Source organism: Burkholderia sp. MSMB617WGS (assembly GCF_001532025.2).
Taxonomy (GTDB): domain Bacteria; phylum Pseudomonadota; class Gammaproteobacteria; order Burkholderiales; family Burkholderiaceae; genus Burkholderia; species Burkholderia savannae.
Genome location: NZ_CP013457.1, coordinates 674,976 through 694,998 on the forward strand (window position 1 = coordinate 674,976; position 20,023 = coordinate 694,998).

Sequence of the window (20,023 nt, forward strand, 5' to 3'; positions counted from 1 at the left end):
GTACCCGTGGGAAGAGAGATCACGATTGCATGCTCCCCAGTACAACACGTAGCGTGTCGGCGTCCACAATGCCGTCCACCTTGACGACCACCTCACCGAATCGAATCTCGATTGTCCCGGCTCGAGTAGTGCGGTTGCCCACTGCCCGAGCTTCCGAGGGCATGGTCACGCGCTGCGCCGGCGTTTCATCGACCACCGCCACCGGAATCAGCGACGTCGTTTGGGCCAGCAATTGCTCGCGATAGCGACGCCGCCACGTGAACAGCATGTTTGCATTGATGCCATTCTCGCGCGCCAGCTTTGCGACCGAAGCACCCGGCTCGCATGCCGCGGCCGCAAGACGGCGTCGAAACTCGCGATCATAGTTTGGGCGCCCCTTGCGGCTCCCGGGCTTGGCTTCCGGCTCTGTCACGGTGATGTCCATCAAATCGAAAATGATGGGCACCACTTTGATGTCGCTTCTCGCCCTCGTCTACGACGGTCGCCGTGAGGCGCTTACCATGAAAGTCTTCGAAAGCCATGCACTCCGCAAGTGACTCAATCTCCCGCCGGTGAGCGTCGTGTAGCGCGGTCGCAATGCGCGTAACGAGGCCGGTGACCAGCGCGTTGCCCATCAGAAACGCCCGCATTGAGTCCGAAACCTGCGCGTGTTGGGTGAATCCACGCGGAAACCCATTGAGCACCTCGAGTTCTTCGGGAACCAGTCGGCGTAGTCGTCCATTAGCAGTGCGCACAGCATGTCGGGTGCGAGACGCAGATGCCCCGCCCTCCGAGGTAATGATGGTGCGCGCCGGTTTATCGAGCGGGTCAGGAAATGCCATCGCCCCTTCGGTGTAGTTGTATTTGAATCCATCTTTCTGACGGGGAAGGCACTTTGCCCCCTTGGCCATTCGCCAGGCTCGTTCGGCATCGCAGCCGATATAGAAGTTGTCATGCACATCGGTCGTCAGATTGACCACATCTCCCAGCGTCAGAGCATCTGGGGTGCCGGTGAACCGTGTGTAGTCGCTGAATATTGCGGCATCCACGGAAGCGCTATATACGTATCCGTCGAACATGAAGCCCGCATTTGCAAATGGTGATTTGCCGTTCGGCAGCGGCTGGAACGTGGACTGTGCCATGAACGGGTCCGCCGATACCTTGAAGCACTCTCGTCCTGCCTGCGCCGGGTCGCGAGGGACGGTGGGAAGGGCCCGGCCCAGTACCCCCGTTGACACCCACCCAGCAGGGGCCATGAACTGAGTTGCGACGCTGCTTGTATAAAGACCTGTTGTGTTGTGATACGCGACGATGAACACGCGCTTACGCTTCTGAGGAAACCCGTAGTCGGCGGCGTTGATCACGCGCCACTCAACCGCGTATCCCAATCGATTTAACGTGGCCAGCACGATAGCGAAATCCCTGCCTTTAGCGAACGCTGGCGACGACAGCAGGCGGTCGACGTTTTCAAGGATAAGGTATTTGACCGGAGCTCGGTCCGCAATGCGCTGCTTCAATAGTTCCGCGATCGACCACCACAGAACTCCTTTCTTGCCCTCGATGCCTTTTGACTGGGATATCGGTTTGGCGACAGAGTAGTCCTGGCACGGAAACCCACCCACGACCACATCGGGTGCGGCGTCGCGTATCGCCTGTTGACCGGCCGGCGAGGCCAGTACCTCGTTGATGTCCTGGTTCAGATGTACGCCGTCGGCCCAGTGCGCTTGGTAGACGAGGCTGGCGTGCTGAATCCTCTTTGTCGGTTCGAACTGGTTGCTAAGGGTGACGCGAAAAGGCTGCCCGTGGACGGATTCGAGGCCGAGACGGAATCCGCCTACGCCTGCAAAAAGTTCGATGACGTTGAGAGTGCTGTTTTGTTGCTCCATTTTGTTTCCATTGGTGGTTTCAGGAAACAAGTGGAGAAACGCGTTTTATCCTTTTCCAAGATTTTTGCGAGATTTAATTATTTGGATTAAAGATGCCCTAGCCATGCGCAAGATTGATTTCGTGGAGATGCGATACTTCTAGAGGCCCCGATCAGCTGTCTGTGAGGTATTCGCTAGGGTGGCGCAGGACCAACGGGAGGGGGCTGGCACATGGTTGCCTGTGTAAATATTTTTTGAATTTGGATAAATGGATAAATGTATAAAAATAGAGATTTTGATATTCAATTTATACGTTGATTTATGCGAAATTGGCCGTTAATCTTCTTTCTGTTCCCAGTGCGGGGTTAATGAAAAAATGAGATTTTTAAATATGGAAAAATGCGCAAATGTTTATCAACCGGCCCAAGGCTCTTCTATACGATTGGGTCTTATCGCCTCCGCAAGCGAATACAGTGGGGCTAGCCCGCGACTCAAGGGACCCGTCCTTGAACAGATGGTCGAATTCGACCCGAGCCGGTATGCGAATGCACGTCGCGCGGTGTTCGACGCGTTCGTCATTGGCGGTCCGCAGATGCCGATGCTTCTGTTTGCGCTCTGCATTGAGGATGCGCTGCTGAACTGGCTGGCGGACCCGTCAGAGCCTGAGGTGTGGCGGGCGATTGATACCTGGAACCGCCAGGGCGCCGTGCCGGTGGCGCTGAGTCGTGAGGACACGCACACGTTCGTAATTCCGCTGCTGGAGAAACTCGGTGGTCCTGTCAACCATCTCCGGCGCCTGGCCGCCTGATGCATAACCCGCCGACCACGCCGGGCCAGGCCGTCGCCCGCGCCGGCGGCGTGCTCGAGGACATCTACGAGCTTCGCCCCAACTTCTGGCAGGCACTGGAGACGGACACCATCATCCGTGCGTTCCAGTTTCACCTGCCGAGCCTCAACCCGGACGTGACGCTGGAACACTGGGGAAGCTTCAGGGCGGTGGTCGAAAACCACCTGTACGTGCGCCAGTTCGACGAGCGCTGCGCCATGCGGCTCCTTGCGTTGCCGGCAAACGAACGTCCTGCGGAAACGGGGCAGGTCTACGACTGGCTGATGGCGGATTTCGCGGCCAGGGGCGAGCGCGACTACGAGGAGTACCTCGACTCCGACTGCAAGGCGACACGCGCGATTCTCGCGCTCATGTACTGGCTCGAGGAGGCCGGGACAGGGCCCGAACCGACCGTCACGGCGGCACAACCGTTCACCGATCCTGCGGCGGGAGCGGTGAACGGCGTACTGGCTCACTAATTGACGCACATACAGGAATGGAACCAATGAACACGAAAATGAATGCGACGAACCTCCTTTCCCCGGCCATCGGCGGCGAGCCGTTATTGGGCTGCCAGTTTGGCCTGCTGTTGCCTGCAGACGAGTGTGTCGATTATGTCGGAACGCCACGCTCGGGCCGCCCGCGTGGCCCGGTGCTCGCCGCAAACTGCAACCTGACGCGTCTCCAGGCCGCAATGGCCGCAATGGATGGCCGAGCGAGTTTCGGATTCGGCGGTATTGCCGGGCCGGGCTTTTCGGTTGTCAGCATCCGGTGCCAGATTGGGTCCATGCAGTTCTACTCGCTCGCCGATGCTGGTGACCCGGAGGTGTGGTCCACCATCGACACCTGGCGAGCCAACCGGCAGGCGTCCGTCATGATGGTCGAGAACGGGCTGGCGATGTACTCCGTTCACGAGATTGACTGGATACCGGGGAAGAGCAAAAGCCGGACCGACGACATGCGGGTGGAATGTGGCAAGGACCATTCGGTCGCCTTCCTGTCATTTGCCACCTTGCTGGCGGCCAGCGGTCTGCTCGCGGAGCAGGCGACGACCGACCTCCCGGGCATCCAGCTGTCCGACGTCAGGGTGAACGTCCTGCTGACGGAGCGGTTGAAGCGGTACGTCCTACCCGAGCCGCTGACCGGCCAGCCGATGCTTGTCCTGCCCGGGACCACGGGAGCGCCCGACCCCGCCACGATGCACTGACCGGTACGGCGGAGGAGTCACCAGACCGATCAATAACTTGATTCGTAGTGCTACGTAAATGCGTGCAGGAAGGCAACCGACCCGGATCGACTTCCCGCACGCCCGACACGAAGAGGACATGAGATGGAACTGAAGAAACAACACCCGCAGAACGACCCCGCACTCGCACGCGCCAAAGCAGGGGCAAGTGGGATATCGCGCCGCCAGCACCGAGGCCCGCTGTTCGACCTGCCGTCGGTCGAACCGTCGCAGCAGGCTGTCTGCCTGAAGCTGCTGAACGGCTTCCACGCAGACGGGACCAGTCCGGACGAACTAAACGAGACGACAGTCTGCCGGGTGCTGAATGATGCCTACGAGCCGCGTCGCGGATTCTGGCGGGCGCTGGAGGTGACGACGGTATTGGAGGCGGTTACCTGCTATTCGCCGGACTTCTGGGCATCCCTGAGACGCACAGCCCCAGTCGGATGCATGGAATTTGTCTGGCAGATTGAGCGCCTCGTTTTCATGCTGCAGTTCCTTGAGCGCTGCGCGGAGCGCCTGCTCGACGTGCCTGTTCAAGCCAGGTCCGAATGCGAGGCCGGCATCTGGCAGTGGCTGCATGACGATTGTGGGCAGCGGGGCGAAACCTACTGGCAAGGCTGCCTGGAGGATACCGGCGAGCGCCTCATCAAGTTCGTGCTGCGGATGGTCCGGGCAATCGAGCGCGCATCCGCATCGTCTCCGAAAAACCAACCGGGTCGTCCCCGTCGCGGCCGTGCAAAACGGCATCCCGCCTGAACGACGACCGCGCCCCGGCCGGGGCGCCTGACCTTCAAACCGAGAGGACAACACCATGCAGATCTGGAATCCCAACTCTGGCCAGCCCGTTTCCCTGAGCCGGCTGCTCAATCCGTACGAAAGCGGACTTCATGCTGACCTCGCATCCGGTCCGGCGCTTCATGCCTGCCTGCCCTGCGAGATGTCGTTGCCGGCGGACACCGACCCGGTGCAGCTTCATTTCGACGAAATCGATTGTATGGCACTGGAGCAGCGTCCGGCACCCGTCATCGTCATGACCGCCGTGCTGGCGACGAAGGCCGCATTTCACTTGCTCTTCGATGCGTCGGACCCGGTGACCTGGCGGGCCATGGATGCGTGGGACGAACAGCGGGGCTGCCAGGTGCTGGTCAGCCGGGACGGCGAGGAGCAAACGGTGTCACTGGCGTGCCGTTTTGCCGACAAGGTTCGTCCGGGCCGGATGTTCCGGGAACTGCGTGACCTGTGCGGCCACGAGCTGACCGCGTTCTTCCTTCACGCCGCATGGCATGCGCTGAACAGGCGGCGCCTCGAGCGGCGGATGGCGCGCAAGCTGCGACCGGAACACCGGAACCTGGCTTACCAGTCCTTCTGCATCGTTGCCACACCGAGGGTCGCCGAAGTTGCTGCGGCGCAGCCTATCGGCTACGGCGGCAAGCCAGCGTAGCGGGAATTCGCGCCGGCACCGGGCGTCCGATAGGCGCCGTGCAGGTGATCGGCAGGGTGGGGCGGGAGTTGGCCCCGCCTTTCCGGTTGATCAGCGGCCACCACATCCTGCCAGTTGGCTCCGCACCGAATCCGGTCTGATGCATCGGTGCCAGACGGTGCATCAGACCGGCACCCTAGCGGAACAGAACGGGCTATCAACCGCTCGCACGAAATTTCAAAACTGACCCGTACGGCGTTGAGTCGGTGCGTAATACTGCGTACAATTGCGCACTTTTCTGGACGGCTGCTTAACATGGGCGGTATCATTCGTTGGCCATATTCCGAGCCGGGGACCCTTCATGGACTCCAAGCTTAAAAAAGTTACGGTGCTCCTTGACGAACAGGAATTCCTGCGGTTCGACAGTTACTGCGAAGAGCGCGGCTTCAAGAAGAGCACTCTTGCTGCCCGCCTGATCCGCGAACACCTAGATCGGGAGGCATTTCATCCCCAACAGCAACTGCCTTTGCTTTCCCCACCAAGAGAGGAGTAGGCAGATGGAACAATTGGTCGTACCGACGCGGAAGAAGAAGTTGAAGCAACACACCTTGGCTCATGAAGTCTCAAGTCTCCTAGCTCCTCGTGGGCTCCATGGTGGCCTGCCTGACGACATCCGCGCGCAAGCTCGCGTGGCAGGGAAAGCAATAGCAACGGGAATAAGCGACTGCTGGCAAAAAGCCCGCCCGGAATCCGGTGGTCCTATTAAACTGCTCGACATGTTTAGCGGCTGCGGCGGCATGTCGACGGGATTTCGGGCGGCTAACTCGTTGGGCCCCATTTTTGATATTCGCGGCGCGGTCGACATCGACAGCGTCGCAAATCGTAGCTATGAGCTCAATCATGGAGTGACCCCGCTGTGCGAAGACGTCGCGGCCCTCGCGCGTTCACCGAAGAAGCTGAACAGGCTCCTCAGTGATACCGGATTTGATACGGCGCAGATGAGTGTGCTAATTGGGTGCGCTCCCTGCCAAGGTTTTTCTTCGCACAGAAACGAACATGGTGAAAGCGACATTAGAAATTCGCTGTTCGTTGATTTCGCACGCATCGCGTCAAAGGTGGGGCCGGACGCAATCGTGGTCGAAAACGTGCCGGAATTGCTGACGGACCGATATTGGCCGTACGTAGCGAAAGCCCGGCAAATACTCGAAAAGGCTGGGTACTACGTCCACGTGAACGTCCATAACATGGCCGAATTTGGTGTGCCTCAGGAGCGCTTTAGAGCCCTTATGCTCGCCATGAAGCGCCCGTTCGCTCCTCCCAAAGGCTTCTTATCTGCCGATCAGTTCCGGACGGTACGTGACACCATTAGCGCTCTGCCTGTCGTCAGCGCCGGGCAAAAGCATCCGGTGGACCCGATGCACTTCAGCGCCGGCCACAAGGAGTCCACCATCGAGACGATACGGGCGGTACCAAAAGACGGGGGAAATCGACCGGATCATGTTGGACCAGCATGTCTCCAACGCGCAAAAGAAAGAACGGGGAAAGCTGCTTATGAAGATGTGTACGGCCGCCTCGCGTGGGACAAGCCAGCCATTACGATTACCGCATATGCTCGGAACCCGGCCAGCGGACGGTTTGTACATCCGGAGCAGGACCGAGGCCTTACCGTAAGAGAAGCGGCTTTGCTTCAGGGTTTTCCACGTGGGTATGAAATCGTGGGAGGACTCGACGAGCGATTCCGACAGATAGGAAACGCCGTACCTCCCGCGTTCTCAGCGTTCCTGGCGCTACATGTTGTAGGCGAACTGCTCGCACAACCACTGCCGCCGGCGGATTTCGACAAAGGGATCGTAGCGCCTATAGGAGCCTCCTTCTCGCGCATGATTCCGTCCCTCAAGAGCAAGAGCAGGGGAAAGCCGATCAATGCCATTTATGCCTGATTCGAACAGAAAGCCAACTGCTATTGACCTTTTCTCGGGAGCAGGTGGATTTTCGCAAGGGCTGGTATCGGCCGGCTTCAATGTGCTCGGTGCGTTTGATAGCTGGGATGTTGCTGTCAACACCTATGCAGCCAATTTCGATCACCCCGTGATTCAATGTGACCTGTCAAAGATCACAGGAAGAACACTGCTTGACCGACTCGGGGCCTGTGCCGGTTCCGTCGATGTTTTGGTTGGCGGCCCTCCTTGCCAAGGCTTCTCCGTACAACGGATCGGTTCCGACCACGACGTTCGGAATCACCTAGTCTTAGAATTTGGCCGACTCGTGTTGGAGCTCGAACCAAGATTGTTCCTGATGGAAAACGTCCCCGGTTTGCTCGGCAAGAGAGGCAAGGAACTCGTATCAAGGCTCACCGCTAGCCTCGAGAACGCGGGCTACCGGGTGTCGAGCGCATTAATCAACGCCGCCGATTACGGCGTCCCACAGATCCGGAAACGAGTTGTGTTTGTCGGTTGGAAGCAAGGGGAGCCGCCTTTTTCGTTCCCTTCCCCCCTGATCGGTCCGAACGCCCATCGAACGGTAGCAGATGCGTTCGACGGCCTGCCGTCGCCTCCCTTGGATCTCACGCCTCAACCGGGAGACACGCTACACCGCCGTACGCGCCTGTCTGCTCTAAATCAGAGACGCATCGAATTGATCCCGCCTGGTGGCGGGATGCAAGACCTGCCGGACGAGCTTAAGGTCGACTGCCACAAAATTGGTGCTGACAAGATTGGTCATCGCTACGTTTACGGAAGACTGGCGCCCGATCGCCCGTCGGCGACGATTACGGCCCGGTTTGACAGTTTCACACGGGGCAAGTTTGGGCATCCGGTTGAGGCGCGAAACATCACTTTGCGCGAAGGAGCGCGCCTACAAAGCTTTCCGGACACGTTCAAGTTTATGGGCACGCAGGAGGAAATCGCAGCACTGATTGGAAATGCTGTTCCCCCCGCTGTCGCTGAAATACTGGCCCGGGCAGCAGCGCAATACGTTATTGGCTGTTCACCTGCGGATACGGCCAGTGACCAGCTTGCTCTGTTCGCCTAAGGGTGTTCGATGCCCGAAACGATATGGACCGGCTCGCTTCATCAGACTTTCCGTCTAGTCGGCGCTCAATCTCCGACACTCGTGCCGTTCCTCGAGTCCGACGGTCTGACCCAAGAGCAAGTTTTGGAGCGCCTTCCGTATGACGAGGCAAGAGCTCAAGCACGTGGCGGCGGTGGCACCGGGCGGCCCGATCCAAAGCGATACAGAGACCCCAGACAGGTCTACCAGACAGCTGGTCTGCTGTATGAGCAGGGCGACGGCAGACTGAAAATCACGGAACTTGGGCGAGCGACATTGCGGTGGGCTTCGATCATTAATGACAAGAACGCTGTGATCCTTGCGCGACATGCGGCATATGCACTGTCGGCGTGTCAATTGCGAAATCCGTCCGGAGCAGGTCGCAAATACAGCGAAGAAATGCTAGTTTTTCCTTTTCAATTCATTTGGAGGGCTATGCTCGCCCTCGACGGAAAAATCAGTTCCGACGAATTGAACCGTGCGTTATTCAAAGTTAAGAATGAAGAAGATCTGCTTGCAGCGATATCGAGCATTCGTCGCGCGCGGCAATCTGGCCAACTCTCAGAGCTCGGGGACGAAATCATAACTGGCGAAAAGAAAAACGACCGAATCATTCCTTGGATTTCTCTCGCCTCGTTTGGGTGGACACTCTTCCCAGATAAACGTGGAGGTGCTGACGGGACTTATTATCGGCTTCCGCCGTCGACATTGAGTATCGTGCGAGAAGCCGCACAAATTAGGCACAAACACCGAGATTTCACTTCTGTGGAGAGCTACATCGAATATGTATCGCGCTCCGCTTGCTTACCAGAGGATCTCCGATGACGACGTATGGAACCGCGACCGAAAACAAGATAGCGGAAGTCGTGGCCGCGTGCTCTCGCCATGGAGCATCATCAATTGTGGCATTGGCGGGCGTTCCGGGTACAGGCAAGTCGTTCGTGGCGTCAATAGCTGCGCAGCGGTTTACGGGTGAGCCGTTGCTAGTACGGGAGATACAGTTCCATCAATCGTTCTCATATGAGGAGTTCATCGAGGGGTTACGGATAGACGAGTCATCCGCAGTCGCAGCAGTACAAGGGATATTTCTTGAATGGAACCAAAGGGCACTTGAGGATCCGGAGCATCGTTACGTCCTGCTCATTGAGGAGCTGACGCGCGCAAATCTGCCGGCGGTACTCGGTGAACTCATGACTTATGTTGAACACAGAGAGCGTCCGTTTTTGACGATCTATTCACGGAAGCCGGTTCGAGTAGCTCCGAATATAACGCTACTGGCAACATACAATCCGACTGACAGGTCCGCCATTGAGCTTGACACGGCGCTAATCCGTCGATTGCGCATCATTCGTTGTCCGCCGGACGTCGGGCAGCTCGGCGAGATGCTGGGAGCGACAGCCCTGCCTGCGCCGGTGGTTGCCAAGTTAAAGGGATTATTTGACGCGTGCAAGGCAAAATACCCGGACCACTACGAGCACATGATGCCATTCGGGCATGGAATATTTGCTGGGGTTGCCGAGGAGCAGCCTGATTTGAATCGTCTGTGGGTCGAACGCATTGAACATCTGCTGCGACGCCCGCTCATTGAGCCGCACCCGTTTACTGACGTCATCGAAGAGAACTACCCGTGGCGCGATCCGGCCTACCAGATAAACAGCGTGACCTGACGCGTATCTCTGTCCCGGAGCGCGGGCACACCGACATCGGCCAAGACGTATGGTCGGTCCTACAGGCGTCGCGAGATTTCCAACGTCTTCATAGCGAGGGCGTGGTAGAGGTTGTACACCGGCCGCTCGGGAAAGTGCGACTCAAGGGCACGTGTTACGTGGGGCACGCGATTTGCGGCAACATACTTCTCGACTTCTGCGAAAAAGTTGAGGGAGCCCTTGATGCGTTGCTAGGCTTTGCGTCACACAGTGCTTTCAAGCTTGCAAGAGTGCACGCAGCGCGAGCCGGATTGAGCGATCTGGTCGTCCTGCTTGTCAGCCAACTGCTTGATGCTGTCGGTACTTACGCCTCTTCGGGTAGACGCTTCGATTACGTGATTAAGAGGTCCGTAGGGCCGTTGGCGGGCGGTAAATTAAATATAACGAAGACGATACGCCTTCGCTCTCGAGGGCTTGGGCATCTCTTAGCGTTTGAAAAAAACGTCTCGACATATCGCACGCCGGTCAATAGGGTAATACTGGCCGCGCTGTCCGAGGTGGAACTTCTATCTCAACTCGTACGACTGCCCGACGAAATTCTCGCAAAGTCGCGAAGCCTATCTATGCTTTTCTCGGACTGTCGGGACCACGAGGTTCTATTCCGGGAGCGATCGTACTTTGCGAAGGAGGCGTTTCGGCTCGCCGAGTTCGAGCGCGACGAATTGGTGAGGGATATGTTGTCGCTTGCGAGTGTCATCCTTTCACACGAAAGCTTCGGTTCCGCAGCGAGGGGCCCCACCGGCTTTCCTTTGACTTGGTTTCTAAATCTGGAGAGGCTGTTTGAGTCTACGGTACGTACAGTATTAGGTGAGCTATGCTCCGACGCTTCGGTATTTCGTGGCAGCGCGTCACCGCGCCCGATCTTTAGCGTTGAGCGCGAGGAATACCGCGCAAATCCGGACATTGTCATTTCCGGTGAGAGCGGCGGGTCGGCTGTGGGAGATGTGAAGTACAAGCAATTTGGCGGGTCGGCCGCAGCGGCCGACATATACCAACTACTGGCTCATGCCGAGGCATTTGGGGCATCCAGGGCGTTTCTCGTGTTCCCGGGCGACTCTTATTTTATGAAATGTCTTGGTGCTCCAAGGAGCGGAATCACTACGTTTCTATTTGCCGTTCGCACGGGATCTCTCAAGGAAGATTTGGCGACGCTAACAGAGCATCTGGGTTATTCGCTCGCTACCCGGGCACCGGCGTTGTAGTGCACTTCAGAGGGAACGCTGAGATGAGGCCGCGAAAGACGAGAAAGAGAAAGTTGACGAAGTCTCAGCAGATGGCGAGGGTCAGAAGCCGCGACACCGCTCCCGAACTAGCTCTACGCCGGGCTCTGTGGCATCAAGGGTTGCGATATCGACTAACTCTGAAACTTCCTGGCACACCCGATCTGTGCTTTGTTTCGCAGCGAGTAGCCATCTTCGTAGACGGATGCTTCTGGCACCGTTGCCCGCAACATTTCTGCCCGCCAGTTCATAACGCTGAATTTTGGGCTCAGAAAGTAACAAAAAACGTTGAGAGAGACAGGCGAGTGGACGCTGCATTGAGCGCGGCGGGTTGGACAGTCGTGAGGATATGGGAGCATCAAGTGAAATCAGACCTGGCCGAGGTCGTGGTCCGAGTCAAGTCGCTGTTGGAACGTAGAGAGGAAGTCCGCAGGGTGTGAGCGGTCTAGTCGCGACGAACAGAAATATTCGAAACTTGGCTCAATACCCCGGTGCCGCTTGCCTCGCGCATTGGTAAGCGAGTACGGCGTACCGTCTAGACACTCCAATCAAAAGTTGCCAGAGTAGCCCCCGCCACATCGAGTAGGGGGACTACTTTGACAACAAAAGCACCGACGAGAACTGGCCGTAAAGGCGTACCGAATCATCCGCTCGCATTCCGGCGCGAGATAGCCCGACTGGCGAGCGAACTCACACCCGGAGGACCGAACGATGACGAAGTACCTTATCTCCTTCCCCGTAAGCGCCTCACGGCGACCGTCGTAGACGAGGGCGAGAAGCGACATCAAAGTGGTGCCCATCATTTTCGATTTGATGGACATCACCGTGACAGAGCCGGAAGCCAAGCCCGGGAGCCGCAAGGGGCGCCCAAACTATGATCGCGAGTTTCGACGCCGTCTTGCGGCCGCGGCATGCGAGCCGGGTGCTTCGGTCGCAAAGCTGGCGCGCGAGAATGGCATCAATGCAAACATGCTGTTCACGTGGCGGCGTCGCTATCGCGAGCAATTGCTGGCCCAAACGACGTCGCTGATTCCGGTGGCGGTGGTCGATGAAACGCCGGCGCAGCGCGTGACCATGCCCTCGGAAGCTCGGGCAGTGGGCAACCGCACTACTCGAGCCGGGACAATCGAGATTCGATTCGGTGAGGTGGTCGTCAAGGTGGACGGCATTGTGGACGCCGACACGCTACGTGTTGTACTGGGGAGCATGCAATCGTGATCTCTCTTCCCACGGGTACCCGAGTCTGGCTGGTGGCCGGCGTCACCGACATGCGCTGCGGATTCCAAGGGCTGGCGGCGAAGGTGCACACGGCGCTCGAGGACAATGCGCTCAGCGGCAACGTGTTCATCTTCCGGGGCCGGCGCGGCGATCTCGTGAAGCTCATGTGGGCAACCGAGGACGGGCTCTGGCTTCTTGCGAAACGGCTTGAGCGTGGTCGTTTCGTCTGGCCGCAGGCCGATGGCGGCAAGGTTCATCTGACGGCAGCGCAATTGTCCATGTTGCTCGAAGGCATCGATTGGCGGCAACCGCGTCGCACCGCTGCACTGTCGATGTTGTAAACCGAGCAGAAGGCTCGTAAACTGCGCCGCATGTCGAACGGCGCCGAACTTCCTGACGATGTTGAAACGCTGCGAGCATTGCTGCTCGAGGCTCGTGCTCAGCTTGCCGAGCGCGATCTGGAGATCGAGCAACTCAAGGCTCAGCTCGACAAGCTTAGGCGCATGCAATTCGGACGCAAGTCCGAGCAGTTGGACCGCGAGGTTGCACGGCTAGAAACAGCGCTCGAGGACCTGACGGGCGAGCGTGGCGTCGCCGATGTGCGGCGCGCCCGCCAATCAAGCGCAAGCACGCCTGTGAGCGACGCATCGCCGAAAGAAGCGCTGCCGCCGCATCTGCCACGCGAAGAACGTGTACTGGAGGCTGACGCAACGTGTCCGAAGTGCGGCAGCGCAATGCAGCCGCTCGGAGAAGACGTGTCCGAGCAGCTCGCCCGCGTCGCGGCGGTGTTCAAGGTGATTCGTACGATCCGGCGCAAGACGGTTTGCCCGTGCGGCCACCACTTCTCGCAGCCGGCGATGCCCGGCCTGCCGATTACGCGCAGCATCGCCCATCCGAGCCTGCTGGCCGACATCCTCGTCTCGAAGTACGCCGACCACGCCCCGTTGTACCGCCAGTCGCAGATAGCCGCGCGCGACGGCGTGAAGCTCGACCCGGCCAGCATGGGCCGCTGGGTCGGCCAGTGCGAGGCCCTTTGCGATGCGCTGACCGAGGCACTGCGCCGCTACACGGTGGCGCCGTCGAAGCTGCACGCGGATGACACGCCTATCCCGGTACTCGAGCCGGGCAAGAAGAAGACGAAGACGGGGCGCCTGTGGGTGTATGTGCGCGATGACACTCGTTCGGGCTCGACCGAACCGGCCGCAGTGTGGTTTGCTTACTCGCCGGACCGCAAAGGCATTCATCCCCAGACCCACCTGGACGGATTCAAGGGTATCTTGCAAGCCGACGCCTACAGCGGCTTCAACGAACTGTACGAGAGCGGCAAGATTCGCGAGGCGGCATGCTGGGACCACGCGAGACGGTACATATACGACGTGCATGCCCGAACGCCTGCCGAGGCGACCCGGGAGGTGCTCGAGCTGATCGGTGCACTTTACGCGATCGAGGCCGACATCCGCGGCAAACCCGCCGCGCAGCGGCTGCGCGTGCGCCAGGAGAAAAGCATCCCGCTGCTCGCGGCCATCAAGACGTGGATGACGGACAAACTCGCGACGCTGTCGAAGAAATCCGAATTGGCCAAAGCGATCCATTACTCGCTTAATCAGTGGGATGCCCTCGTGCTGTACTGCGAAGAGGGCCGTGCCGAGATCAGCAACGCCCTGGCCGAAAACGCGTTGCGCTGTGTGAGTCTGGGTCGAAAGAACTTCTTGTTCGCCGGCTCCGACAGTGGGGGGAAACGGGCCGCGGCGATGTACAGCCTGATCGGCACGTGCAAGCTGAACGGGATCAACCCGCGCGCTTACCTCGAATACGTGCTGACCCATATCGCTGATCACCCCATTAACCGCATCGACGAATTACTACCCTGGAACGTGGCAAAAAAGCTGCCAGGGAAGTCTTGCCCACCTGCCTCCACGGGCTGATTGCCAGCGGGCCAACACGAGCGCTCGATAACCAATCATGCCTCACGTGCGCGCCGGATTGCGGACGGCCTTCGCGAGGCGCTTATCCAGCAGGCGCGCCTCTTCGCCGGCCTTCAGGCGCCGGTCGCGCTCGTTGAAATATTTGGGACGGCGTACACCGTCCATCGGGTTCTTCGCGACGTGCAGGTCCCAGGTGCGGATGGCCACACGGCAGATCGCCGAGAGGAGGTCGAGCTCGCGGTCGACGGTGGCCGGTTGGACCTCTTCCAGGCGCTCGCGGATGAAGGCTTCGATGTCGGTCGTCTTCACCTGCGCGAACGGCAGGTTCAGCCACGCGAGCGCACTCGAGCCCTTGCGGACCTTAATGCCGGTGGGCGTGCGCAGCTTGATGTTCTCGAGGTGCGGATAGACGGCGAGGTTGGCGTCGAGGACCGGCGCGAGGTCCACGCGGGCGCAGCCGCCATCCTCGAGCATGCCATTGAGCTTGTAGGTCTCCATCTCGAAGCCCTTGTGCCGCACGCATTCTTCGCGGATGTAGCGCACGATGCAGTCGGCGAAGGTTTCCTTGTGCGCTTTCGAATAGTCGATGAACAGGCCGCGCGCGCGTTCCGCCTCAATCTGCCGGATGAGGGCCTCGGCTTCCTCGAGCGAGCCGACCGTGCGGTTCAGCTCCGGGTAGCCTTTCTGGCGGATGCAGACCGCGTAGGCGTCGTTGAGCCGCTCGACGCGGGGCTTGAAACCTTGCTGCTTGAGCTCGTCGACGTACTGCGCGACTTTTTTGGTCTGGCTGTAGGGAAAGCTGCGTTCGAGGTCGTCGCGGTTCTGCACGCGCACGATGAATTTGGAACGGTTGTCGATGCTGGCCATGTGGTGTCCTCGGTGAAAAGAAACCACGTGTTGCGACCGGTTTTAGCCATCGTCTGCCCGGTGTGCCGGGAGGCGGTGGCGCAGAAGTGGCGCAGAACGGCCGGAAAACAAAAAAGCCGTCCAGGTGAGTGGACGGCTTCCGCCTTGATTTCTCAAGGAAAATCTGGTCGGGGTGAGAGGATTCGAACCTCCGGCCTCTACGTCCCGAACGTAGCGCTCTACCAGGCTAAGCTACACCCCGATTTGGACTCGATTCGTACTGCTTCGTCGCTTCGGTCTAGATCAAGACTGACGTGACGTCGAGTAAGAACATAATTCTAGCAGGCTCTCTTTGAAAATGGAAGAGGGAAATGAAGAAATCGCTGCGGCTGCTGCGTGGGCCTCCTGGCGAGCGCATTCGAGCGTATGGTCGAGCGCGCCCGACCGCGTGATTGCGTCGAAGATCGTGTCGAAGCGGTCGGTGCCGCCCTGCTCGATCGCCTCGCGCGCGAGCGCCGACTGCTCGGGCGTGCCGCGCTCGATCAGATAGATGAGCGGCAGCGTCGGCTTGCCTTCGCGCAGGTCGTCGCCGGCGTTCTTGCCCATCGACTCGGCAGTGCCCGCGTAGTCGAGCCAGTCGTCCATGATCTGGAACGCGGTGCCGATGCGGCGGCCGTATTCGGCGGCGGCGGCTTCCGTCGGCGCGTCGGCTCCCGCGAGCACCGCGCCGAGCCGCGCGGCGGCCTCGAACAGCTTCGCCGTCTTGTAGCGGATCACCTGCATGTAGCGGGTTTCGTCGACGTCGGCGTCGTGCATGTTCAGCAGTTGCAGCACTTCGCCTTCGGAGATGATCGTCGTCGCCTCCGACAGGATCTCCATCACGCGCATCTTGCCCACGCCCACCATCATCTCGAACGAGCGCGAGTACAGGTAGTCGCCCACGAGCACGCTCGCCGCATTGCCAAACAGTGCGTTCGCGGTCTTGCGGCCGCGCCGCAGCTCGGATTCGTCGACGACGTCGTCGTGCAGCAGCGTCGCCGTGTGGATGAATTCGACGACGGCCGCGAGCACGTGCTTCTGGCTCGTGTTTTCGCCGAGCGCGCCGGCGACGAGAAGAAGAAGCGCCGGCCGCAGCCGCTTGCCGCCCGCGCCGATGATGTACTCGGCGATCTGGTTGATCAGCAGCACGTCGGACGCGAGGCTTTGCCGGATGACGCGATTCACCTGCTCCATATCGCTTGCGATCGGGGCGAGCAGGTGGGCGGCGCTGAGGGAGGGGGTGGCAGTCGACGACATGATCATGGAAATGGGTAGTGCCGCGGATTATAAGGCGAATCGCCGTTGAGCCGAGCCGTCGTGCGACTTCATCGCGCGTTTTTCGGCCGTCCGGCCGATGTCCGCGCCACGATCAGGCGCGCAAGACGTGGATGGGCTTTGACCGAAGCGCTAACTCTATGTATAATCACGCGTTTTCCGCGCACGGTGTGCGGAAAAATGGATCCAGAGTGAGGTTCTCAATGTACGCGGTCATAAAAACCGGCGGCAAGCAGTACAAGGTTGCCGTTGGCGAAAAACTGAAAGTAGAACAGATACCGGCAGACATTGACGCAGAAATCACGCTCGACCAGGTTCTCGCAGTGGGCGAAGGCGAATCGATTAAGTTCGGTACGCCGCTGGTCAGTGGGGCTTCCGTCAAGGCTACCGTCGTATCTCACGGTCGTCATGCCAAGGTCACCATCTTCAAGATGCGTCGCCGGAAGCACTACCAAAAGCACGGCGGCCACCGCCAGAACTACACCGAGCTGCGCATCGACGCGATCAACGCGTAAGCGCCTCCCTCGGTAAAGGAGCAATCAGATGGCACACAAAAAAGCAGGCGGCTCGTCCCGGAACGGCCGCGACTCCGAGTCGAAGCGTCTCGGCGTCAAGGTGTATGGCGGCCAGGCGATCAACGCGGGCGGCATCATCGTGCGTCAACGCGGCACGCGCATGCACGCAGGCGAAAACGTCGGCATGGGCAAGGACCACACGCTCTTCGCGCTGGTCGACGGCCACGTGAAGTTCACGACGAAGGGCGCCGACAAGAAGCATACGGTCGTCGTCGTTCCGGCCGCTGCCTGAGTTCAGGCGCGACGGGCTTCGTAGCCAAGAAAAGGCCCCGCGGTAGCAGCGGGGCCTTTTTTATTTTGCGCGCGTCTTGCGCGCGGGCACCCGGCGCGCGCGTCGGCCGTTCGGCCGATTGGTCAAGCGCTGCGCCGCGCGGCACAATAGCGGGAATGGCAGCACATACTGAACGGAGTGACGGATGAAGTTCATTGACGAAGCGCGAATCGAAGTCATCGCCGGAGACGGGGGCGATGGCAGCGCGTCGATGCGCCGCGAGAAATTCGTCCCGTTCGGCGGGCCGGACGGCGGCGACGGCGGCCGCGGCGGCAGTGTCTACGTGATCGCGGATCGCAACATCAATACGCTGATCGACTATCGGTACGCGAAGAAGCACCTGGCGCGCAACGGCGAGAACGGTCGCGGCTCGGATTGCTACGGCAAGGGCGGCGACGACATCACGCTGCGCATGCCCGTCGGCACCGTGATCAACGACATGGATACGGGCGAGCTGATCGCCGATCTGACCGAGCACGATCAGAAGGTGCTCGTTGCGAAGGGCGGCGCGGGCGGCCTCGGCAATCTGCATTTCAAGTCGAGCACGAACCGCGCGCCGCGCCAGAAGACGGACGGCAAGCCGGGCGAGCGGCGCATGCTGAAGCTCGAGCTGAAGGTGCTTGCGGACGTGGGCCTCCTCGGGATGCCCAACGCCGGCAAGTCGACGTTCATTTCGTCGGTGTCGAACGCAAAGCCGAAGATCGCCGACTATCCGTTCACGACGCTCGCGCCGAATCTCGGCGTCGTGCGCGTCGGGCCGGGCAAGAGCTTCGTGATTGCCGACATTCCGGGCCTGATCGAAGGCGCGGCGGAGGGCGCGGGCCTCGGTCACCAGTTCCTGCGGCATCTGCAGCGCACGGGTCTCCTGTTGCATCTCGTCGATCTCGCGCCGTTCGACGAAAACGTCGATCCCGTTGCGGAGGCGAAGGCGATCGTCGGCGAGTTGCGCAAGTACGACGAATCGCTGTACGAGAAACCGCGCTGGCTCGTCCTGAACAAGCTCGACATGGTGCAGGAGGACGAGCGCGGCGCGCGCGTCGCCGATTTCGTCGAGCGCTTCGGCTGGACGGGCCCCGTATTCGAGATCTCCGCGCTGACCGGCCAAGGCTGCGAAGCCCTCGTCTACGCGATCTATGACTATCTTGCCGAACATTCGGATGCGCATCGCGCCGAGCTCGCCGAGGATCTGGCGTCGGACGTGCGCTTTCGCGACGTACCGCCCGCGGCGGGCGAGCCGCGCGAGCGTGAAGCCGACGCGCCCTAAGCATATTCGCCGCCGCAACGCGCCGAGCGGTTCGCTCGGTGCGTGAGAGATTCAATCGCGCATCATTCACAGGAGACAGCGCACGATGCGTTCGATCATCGCCGATTCGAAGCGCCTGGTAGTGAAGGTCGGCTCGAGCCTCGTCACCAACGACGGTCGCGGGCTCGACCATGACGCCATCGGCCGATGGGCCGCCCAGATCGCCGCGTTGCGCGGCGCGGGCAAGGAGGTGGTGCTCGTGAGCTCAGGTGCGATCGCGGAAGGGATGCAGCGCCTCGGCTGGAACAAGCGGCCGCGTGAAATCGACGAACTGCAGGCGGCCGCGGCCGTCGGGCAGATGGGGCTCGCGCAGGTGTACGAGAGCCGCTTTGCCGAGCACGGTATCCGTACCGCGCAGATTCTCCTCACGCACGCGGATCTTGCCGATCGCGAGCGCTATCTGAACGCGCGTTCGACGCTCCTCACGCTGCTGCGGCTCGGCGTCGTGCCGATCATCAACGAGAACGACACCGTCGTCACCGACGAGATCAAGTTCGGGGACAACGACACGCTCGGTGCGCTCGTTGCGAACCTGATCGAAGGCGACGCGCTCATCATCCTGACCGACCAGCAGGGCCTCTTCACCGCCGATCCGCGCAAGGACCCGAGCGCGACGCTCGTCGCCGAGGCGAGCGCCGGCGCGCACGAGCTGGAGGCGATGGCGGGCGGCGCGGGCTCGAGCATCGGCCGTGGCGGCATGCTGACGAAAATCCTCGCGGCGAAGCGCGCCGCGCATAGCGGAGCGAACACGGTGATCGCGAGCGGCCGCGAGCGCGATGTGCTCGTGCGGCTCGCGTCGGGCGAAGCGATCGGCACGCAACTGATCGCACGCACCGCGCGGATGGCGGCGCGCAAGCAATGGATGGCCGATCACCTGCAGATGCGCGGCCACGTCGTCATCGATGCGGGCGCCGTCGACAAGCTGACGGCGGGCGGCAAGAGCCTGCTGCCGATCGGCGTCGTCGCGGTGCAGGGCGTGTTCGCGCGCGGCGAAGTGATCGCGTGCGTCGACGATGCGGGGCGCGAAGTTGCGCGCGGGATCACGAATTACAGCAGCGCCGAGACGAAGCTGATCCAGCGCAAGCCGAGCGGCGAGATCGAAGCGGTGCTCGGCTACATGCTCGAGCCCGAGCTGATTCATCGGGACAACCTCGTCGTCGTCTGACGACGCCGCGCGTCGAGCGAAGCCGAACGAACAAAACGAAAAAAGCCCGCACGTGCGGGCTTTTTTTGCGTTTGTCGCGCTGTCGCGGCGCTGCTTCGCGGCCGATCTTCGGCG

At 60.4% G+C, this 20,023-nt stretch carries 23 protein-coding genes and 1 tRNA gene; 19 read left to right on the forward strand and 5 right to left on the reverse strand.

Annotated features, from left to right (window positions below):
* Positions 1-19: 19 nt before the first annotated feature.
* Both WT60_RS03430 and dcm read right to left on the reverse strand, forming a co-directional pair.
* A complete protein-coding gene (locus tag WT60_RS03430) occupies positions 20-424 on the reverse strand; it encodes a transposase (RefSeq protein ID WP_059671102.1) in 405 nt (134 codons plus the stop codon).
* A complete protein-coding gene (gene dcm / locus WT60_RS03435) occupies positions 360-1,865 on the reverse strand; it encodes a DNA (cytosine-5-)-methyltransferase (protein WP_236860854.1) in 1,506 nt (501 codons plus the stop codon). The genes WT60_RS03430 and dcm overlap by 65 nt, the downstream gene beginning before the upstream one ends.
* Before the next feature lie 493 nt (positions 1,866-2,358).
* On the opposite strand from dcm, the gene WT60_RS03440 reads away from it, so the two are divergent.
* The 15 genes from WT60_RS03440 to WT60_RS03505 all read left to right on the forward strand — a co-directional run bounded on the left by WT60_RS03440 (position 2,359) and on the right by WT60_RS03505 (position 14,435).
* Positions 2,359-2,652, forward strand: coding sequence for a hypothetical protein (locus WT60_RS03440; protein WP_145986718.1), 294 nt, complete (start codon positions 2,359-2,361; stop codon positions 2,650-2,652).
* A complete protein-coding gene (locus WT60_RS03445; protein ID WP_060355429.1) occupies positions 2,652-3,149 on the forward strand; it encodes a hypothetical protein in 498 nt (165 codons plus the stop codon). Before WT60_RS03440 ends, WT60_RS03445 begins: the two co-directional genes overlap by 1 nt.
* Before the next feature lie 26 nt (positions 3,150-3,175).
* Complete coding sequence (locus WT60_RS03450) at positions 3,176-3,877, forward strand: hypothetical protein (RefSeq protein WP_060355430.1); 702 nt, start codon at positions 3,176-3,178, stop codon at positions 3,875-3,877.
* Between the two features lie 123 nt (positions 3,878-4,000).
* Positions 4,001-4,654: a hypothetical protein gene (locus WT60_RS03455; RefSeq protein ID WP_060355431.1), complete on the forward strand. Its 654-nt coding sequence runs from the start codon at positions 4,001-4,003 to the stop codon at positions 4,652-4,654.
* Between the two features lie 55 nt (positions 4,655-4,709).
* Positions 4,710-5,339 (forward strand): hypothetical protein, encoded by a 630-nt coding sequence (locus tag WT60_RS03460; RefSeq protein ID WP_145986719.1) that lies wholly within the window; start codon positions 4,710-4,712, stop codon positions 5,337-5,339.
* Positions 5,340-5,679: 340 nt separating this feature from the next.
* The gene (locus tag WT60_RS03465) at positions 5,680-5,871 is read left to right on the forward strand and encodes a hypothetical protein (protein ID WP_060355433.1); all 192 of its coding nucleotides are present in this window, start codon (positions 5,680-5,682) and stop codon (positions 5,869-5,871) included.
* A gap of 4 nt (positions 5,872-5,875) precedes the next feature.
* Positions 5,876-7,258: a DNA cytosine methyltransferase gene (locus tag WT60_RS03470; protein WP_082759215.1), complete on the forward strand. Its 1,383-nt coding sequence runs from the start codon at positions 5,876-5,878 to the stop codon at positions 7,256-7,258.
* Positions 7,251-8,348 (forward strand): DNA cytosine methyltransferase, encoded by a 1,098-nt coding sequence (locus tag WT60_RS03475; protein ID WP_186448558.1) that lies wholly within the window; start codon positions 7,251-7,253, stop codon positions 8,346-8,348. Before WT60_RS03470 ends, WT60_RS03475 begins: the two co-directional genes overlap by 8 nt.
* A gap of 9 nt (positions 8,349-8,357) precedes the next feature.
* On the forward strand, positions 8,358-9,191 hold the full coding sequence (locus tag WT60_RS33365) for a hypothetical protein (RefSeq protein ID WP_145986720.1): 834 nt from the start codon (positions 8,358-8,360) through the stop codon (positions 9,189-9,191).
* A complete protein-coding gene (locus WT60_RS03480) occupies positions 9,188-10,033 on the forward strand; it encodes an AAA family ATPase (protein WP_082759217.1) in 846 nt (281 codons plus the stop codon). The genes WT60_RS33365 and WT60_RS03480 overlap by 4 nt, the downstream gene beginning before the upstream one ends.
* Before the next feature lie 269 nt (positions 10,034-10,302).
* Complete coding sequence (locus tag WT60_RS03485; protein ID WP_236860872.1) at positions 10,303-11,274, forward strand: McrC family protein; 972 nt, start codon at positions 10,303-10,305, stop codon at positions 11,272-11,274.
* Between the two features lie 71 nt (positions 11,275-11,345).
* Entirely contained in the window at positions 11,346-11,732 is a 387-nt protein-coding gene (locus WT60_RS03490; RefSeq protein WP_236860873.1) for a very short patch repair endonuclease, read from the forward strand.
* Positions 11,733-12,081: 349 nt separating this feature from the next.
* Complete coding sequence (locus WT60_RS03495) at positions 12,082-12,510, forward strand: transposase (protein ID WP_231752061.1); 429 nt, start codon at positions 12,082-12,084, stop codon at positions 12,508-12,510.
* A gap of 32 nt (positions 12,511-12,542) precedes the next feature.
* A complete protein-coding gene (gene tnpB / locus WT60_RS03500) occupies positions 12,543-12,851 on the forward strand; it encodes an IS66 family insertion sequence element accessory protein TnpB (RefSeq protein ID WP_348982041.1) in 309 nt (102 codons plus the stop codon).
* Positions 12,852-12,881: 30 nt separating this feature from the next.
* Positions 12,882-14,435 (forward strand): IS66 family transposase, encoded by a 1,554-nt coding sequence (locus WT60_RS03505; RefSeq protein ID WP_059584212.1) that lies wholly within the window; start codon positions 12,882-12,884, stop codon positions 14,433-14,435.
* A gap of 42 nt (positions 14,436-14,477) precedes the next feature.
* On the opposite strand, the gene WT60_RS03510 is transcribed toward WT60_RS03505, so the two are convergent.
* From WT60_RS03510 to WT60_RS03520, 3 genes are all read right to left on the reverse strand, one after another.
* Positions 14,478-15,302 carry a hypothetical protein gene (locus WT60_RS03510; protein ID WP_060356339.1) on the reverse strand — a complete coding sequence of 275 codons (825 nt, stop codon included), beginning with the start codon at positions 15,300-15,302 and terminating at the stop codon, positions 14,478-14,480.
* Between the two features lie 164 nt (positions 15,303-15,466).
* Positions 15,467-15,543 (reverse strand) — tRNA-Pro (locus tag WT60_RS03515).
* Between the two features lie 41 nt (positions 15,544-15,584).
* A complete protein-coding gene (locus WT60_RS03520) occupies positions 15,585-16,577 on the reverse strand; it encodes a polyprenyl synthetase family protein (RefSeq protein WP_038754544.1) in 993 nt (330 codons plus the stop codon).
* A gap of 221 nt (positions 16,578-16,798) precedes the next feature.
* Here WT60_RS03520 and rplU point away from each other — a divergent pair, with 221 nt between their 5' ends.
* The 4 genes from rplU to proB all read left to right on the forward strand — a co-directional run bounded on the left by rplU (position 16,799) and on the right by proB (position 19,909).
* Positions 16,799-17,110, forward strand: coding sequence for a 50S ribosomal protein L21 (gene rplU / locus WT60_RS03530; protein ID WP_006025184.1), 312 nt, complete (start codon positions 16,799-16,801; stop codon positions 17,108-17,110).
* A 28-nt stretch (positions 17,111-17,138) separates the two neighbouring features.
* A complete protein-coding gene (rpmA, locus tag WT60_RS03535) occupies positions 17,139-17,402 on the forward strand; it encodes a 50S ribosomal protein L27 (RefSeq protein ID WP_006025185.1) in 264 nt (87 codons plus the stop codon).
* Between the two features lie 184 nt (positions 17,403-17,586).
* Positions 17,587-18,705: an Obg family GTPase CgtA gene (gene cgtA / locus WT60_RS03540; protein WP_038754415.1), complete on the forward strand. Its 1,119-nt coding sequence runs from the start codon at positions 17,587-17,589 to the stop codon at positions 18,703-18,705.
* An 85-nt stretch (positions 18,706-18,790) separates the two neighbouring features.
* On the forward strand, positions 18,791-19,909 hold the full coding sequence (gene proB / locus WT60_RS03545; protein WP_038754411.1) for a glutamate 5-kinase: 1,119 nt from the start codon (positions 18,791-18,793) through the stop codon (positions 19,907-19,909).
* The last annotated feature ends 114 nt before the right edge of the window (positions 19,910-20,023 follow it).

Excerpts from the sequence above, each read along its gene's own strand:
- WT60_RS03430 (WP_059671102.1), bottom strand. The coding sequence starts at position 424 with ATGGACATCACCGTGACAGAGCCGGAAGCCAAGCCCGGGAGCCGCAAG.
- dcm (WP_236860854.1), bottom strand. The coding sequence starts at position 1,865 with ATGGAGCAACAAAACAGCACTCTCAACGTCATCGAACTTTTTGCAGGC.
- WT60_RS03440 (WP_145986718.1), top strand. The coding sequence starts at position 2,359 with ATGGTCGAATTCGACCCGAGCCGGTATGCGAATGCACGTCGCGCGGTG.
- WT60_RS03445 (WP_060355429.1), top strand. The coding sequence starts at position 2,652 with ATGCATAACCCGCCGACCACGCCGGGCCAGGCCGTCGCCCGCGCCGGC.
- WT60_RS03450 (WP_060355430.1), top strand. The coding sequence starts at position 3,176 with ATGAACACGAAAATGAATGCGACGAACCTCCTTTCCCCGGCCATCGGC.
- WT60_RS03455 (WP_060355431.1), top strand. The coding sequence starts at position 4,001 with ATGGAACTGAAGAAACAACACCCGCAGAACGACCCCGCACTCGCACGC.
- WT60_RS03460 (WP_145986719.1), top strand. The coding sequence starts at position 4,710 with ATGCAGATCTGGAATCCCAACTCTGGCCAGCCCGTTTCCCTGAGCCGG.
- WT60_RS03465 (WP_060355433.1), top strand. The coding sequence starts at position 5,680 with ATGGACTCCAAGCTTAAAAAAGTTACGGTGCTCCTTGACGAACAGGAA.
- WT60_RS03470 (WP_082759215.1), top strand. The coding sequence starts at position 5,876 with ATGGAACAATTGGTCGTACCGACGCGGAAGAAGAAGTTGAAGCAACAC.
- WT60_RS03475 (WP_186448558.1), top strand. The coding sequence starts at position 7,251 with ATGCCTGATTCGAACAGAAAGCCAACTGCTATTGACCTTTTCTCGGGA.
- WT60_RS33365 (WP_145986720.1), top strand. The coding sequence starts at position 8,358 with ATGCCCGAAACGATATGGACCGGCTCGCTTCATCAGACTTTCCGTCTA.
- WT60_RS03480 (WP_082759217.1), top strand. The coding sequence starts at position 9,188 with ATGACGACGTATGGAACCGCGACCGAAAACAAGATAGCGGAAGTCGTG.
- WT60_RS03490 (WP_236860873.1), top strand. The coding sequence starts at position 11,346 with ATGGCGAGGGTCAGAAGCCGCGACACCGCTCCCGAACTAGCTCTACGC.
- WT60_RS03505 (WP_059584212.1), top strand. The coding sequence starts at position 12,882 with ATGTCGAACGGCGCCGAACTTCCTGACGATGTTGAAACGCTGCGAGCA.
- WT60_RS03510 (WP_060356339.1), bottom strand. The coding sequence starts at position 15,302 with ATGGCCAGCATCGACAACCGTTCCAAATTCATCGTGCGCGTGCAGAAC.
- WT60_RS03520 (WP_038754544.1), bottom strand. The coding sequence starts at position 16,577 with ATGTCGTCGACTGCCACCCCCTCCCTCAGCGCCGCCCACCTGCTCGCC.
- rplU (WP_006025184.1), top strand. The coding sequence starts at position 16,799 with ATGTACGCGGTCATAAAAACCGGCGGCAAGCAGTACAAGGTTGCCGTT.
- rpmA (WP_006025185.1), top strand. The coding sequence starts at position 17,139 with ATGGCACACAAAAAAGCAGGCGGCTCGTCCCGGAACGGCCGCGACTCC.
- cgtA (WP_038754415.1), top strand. The coding sequence starts at position 17,587 with ATGAAGTTCATTGACGAAGCGCGAATCGAAGTCATCGCCGGAGACGGG.
- proB (WP_038754411.1), top strand. The coding sequence starts at position 18,791 with ATGCGTTCGATCATCGCCGATTCGAAGCGCCTGGTAGTGAAGGTCGGC.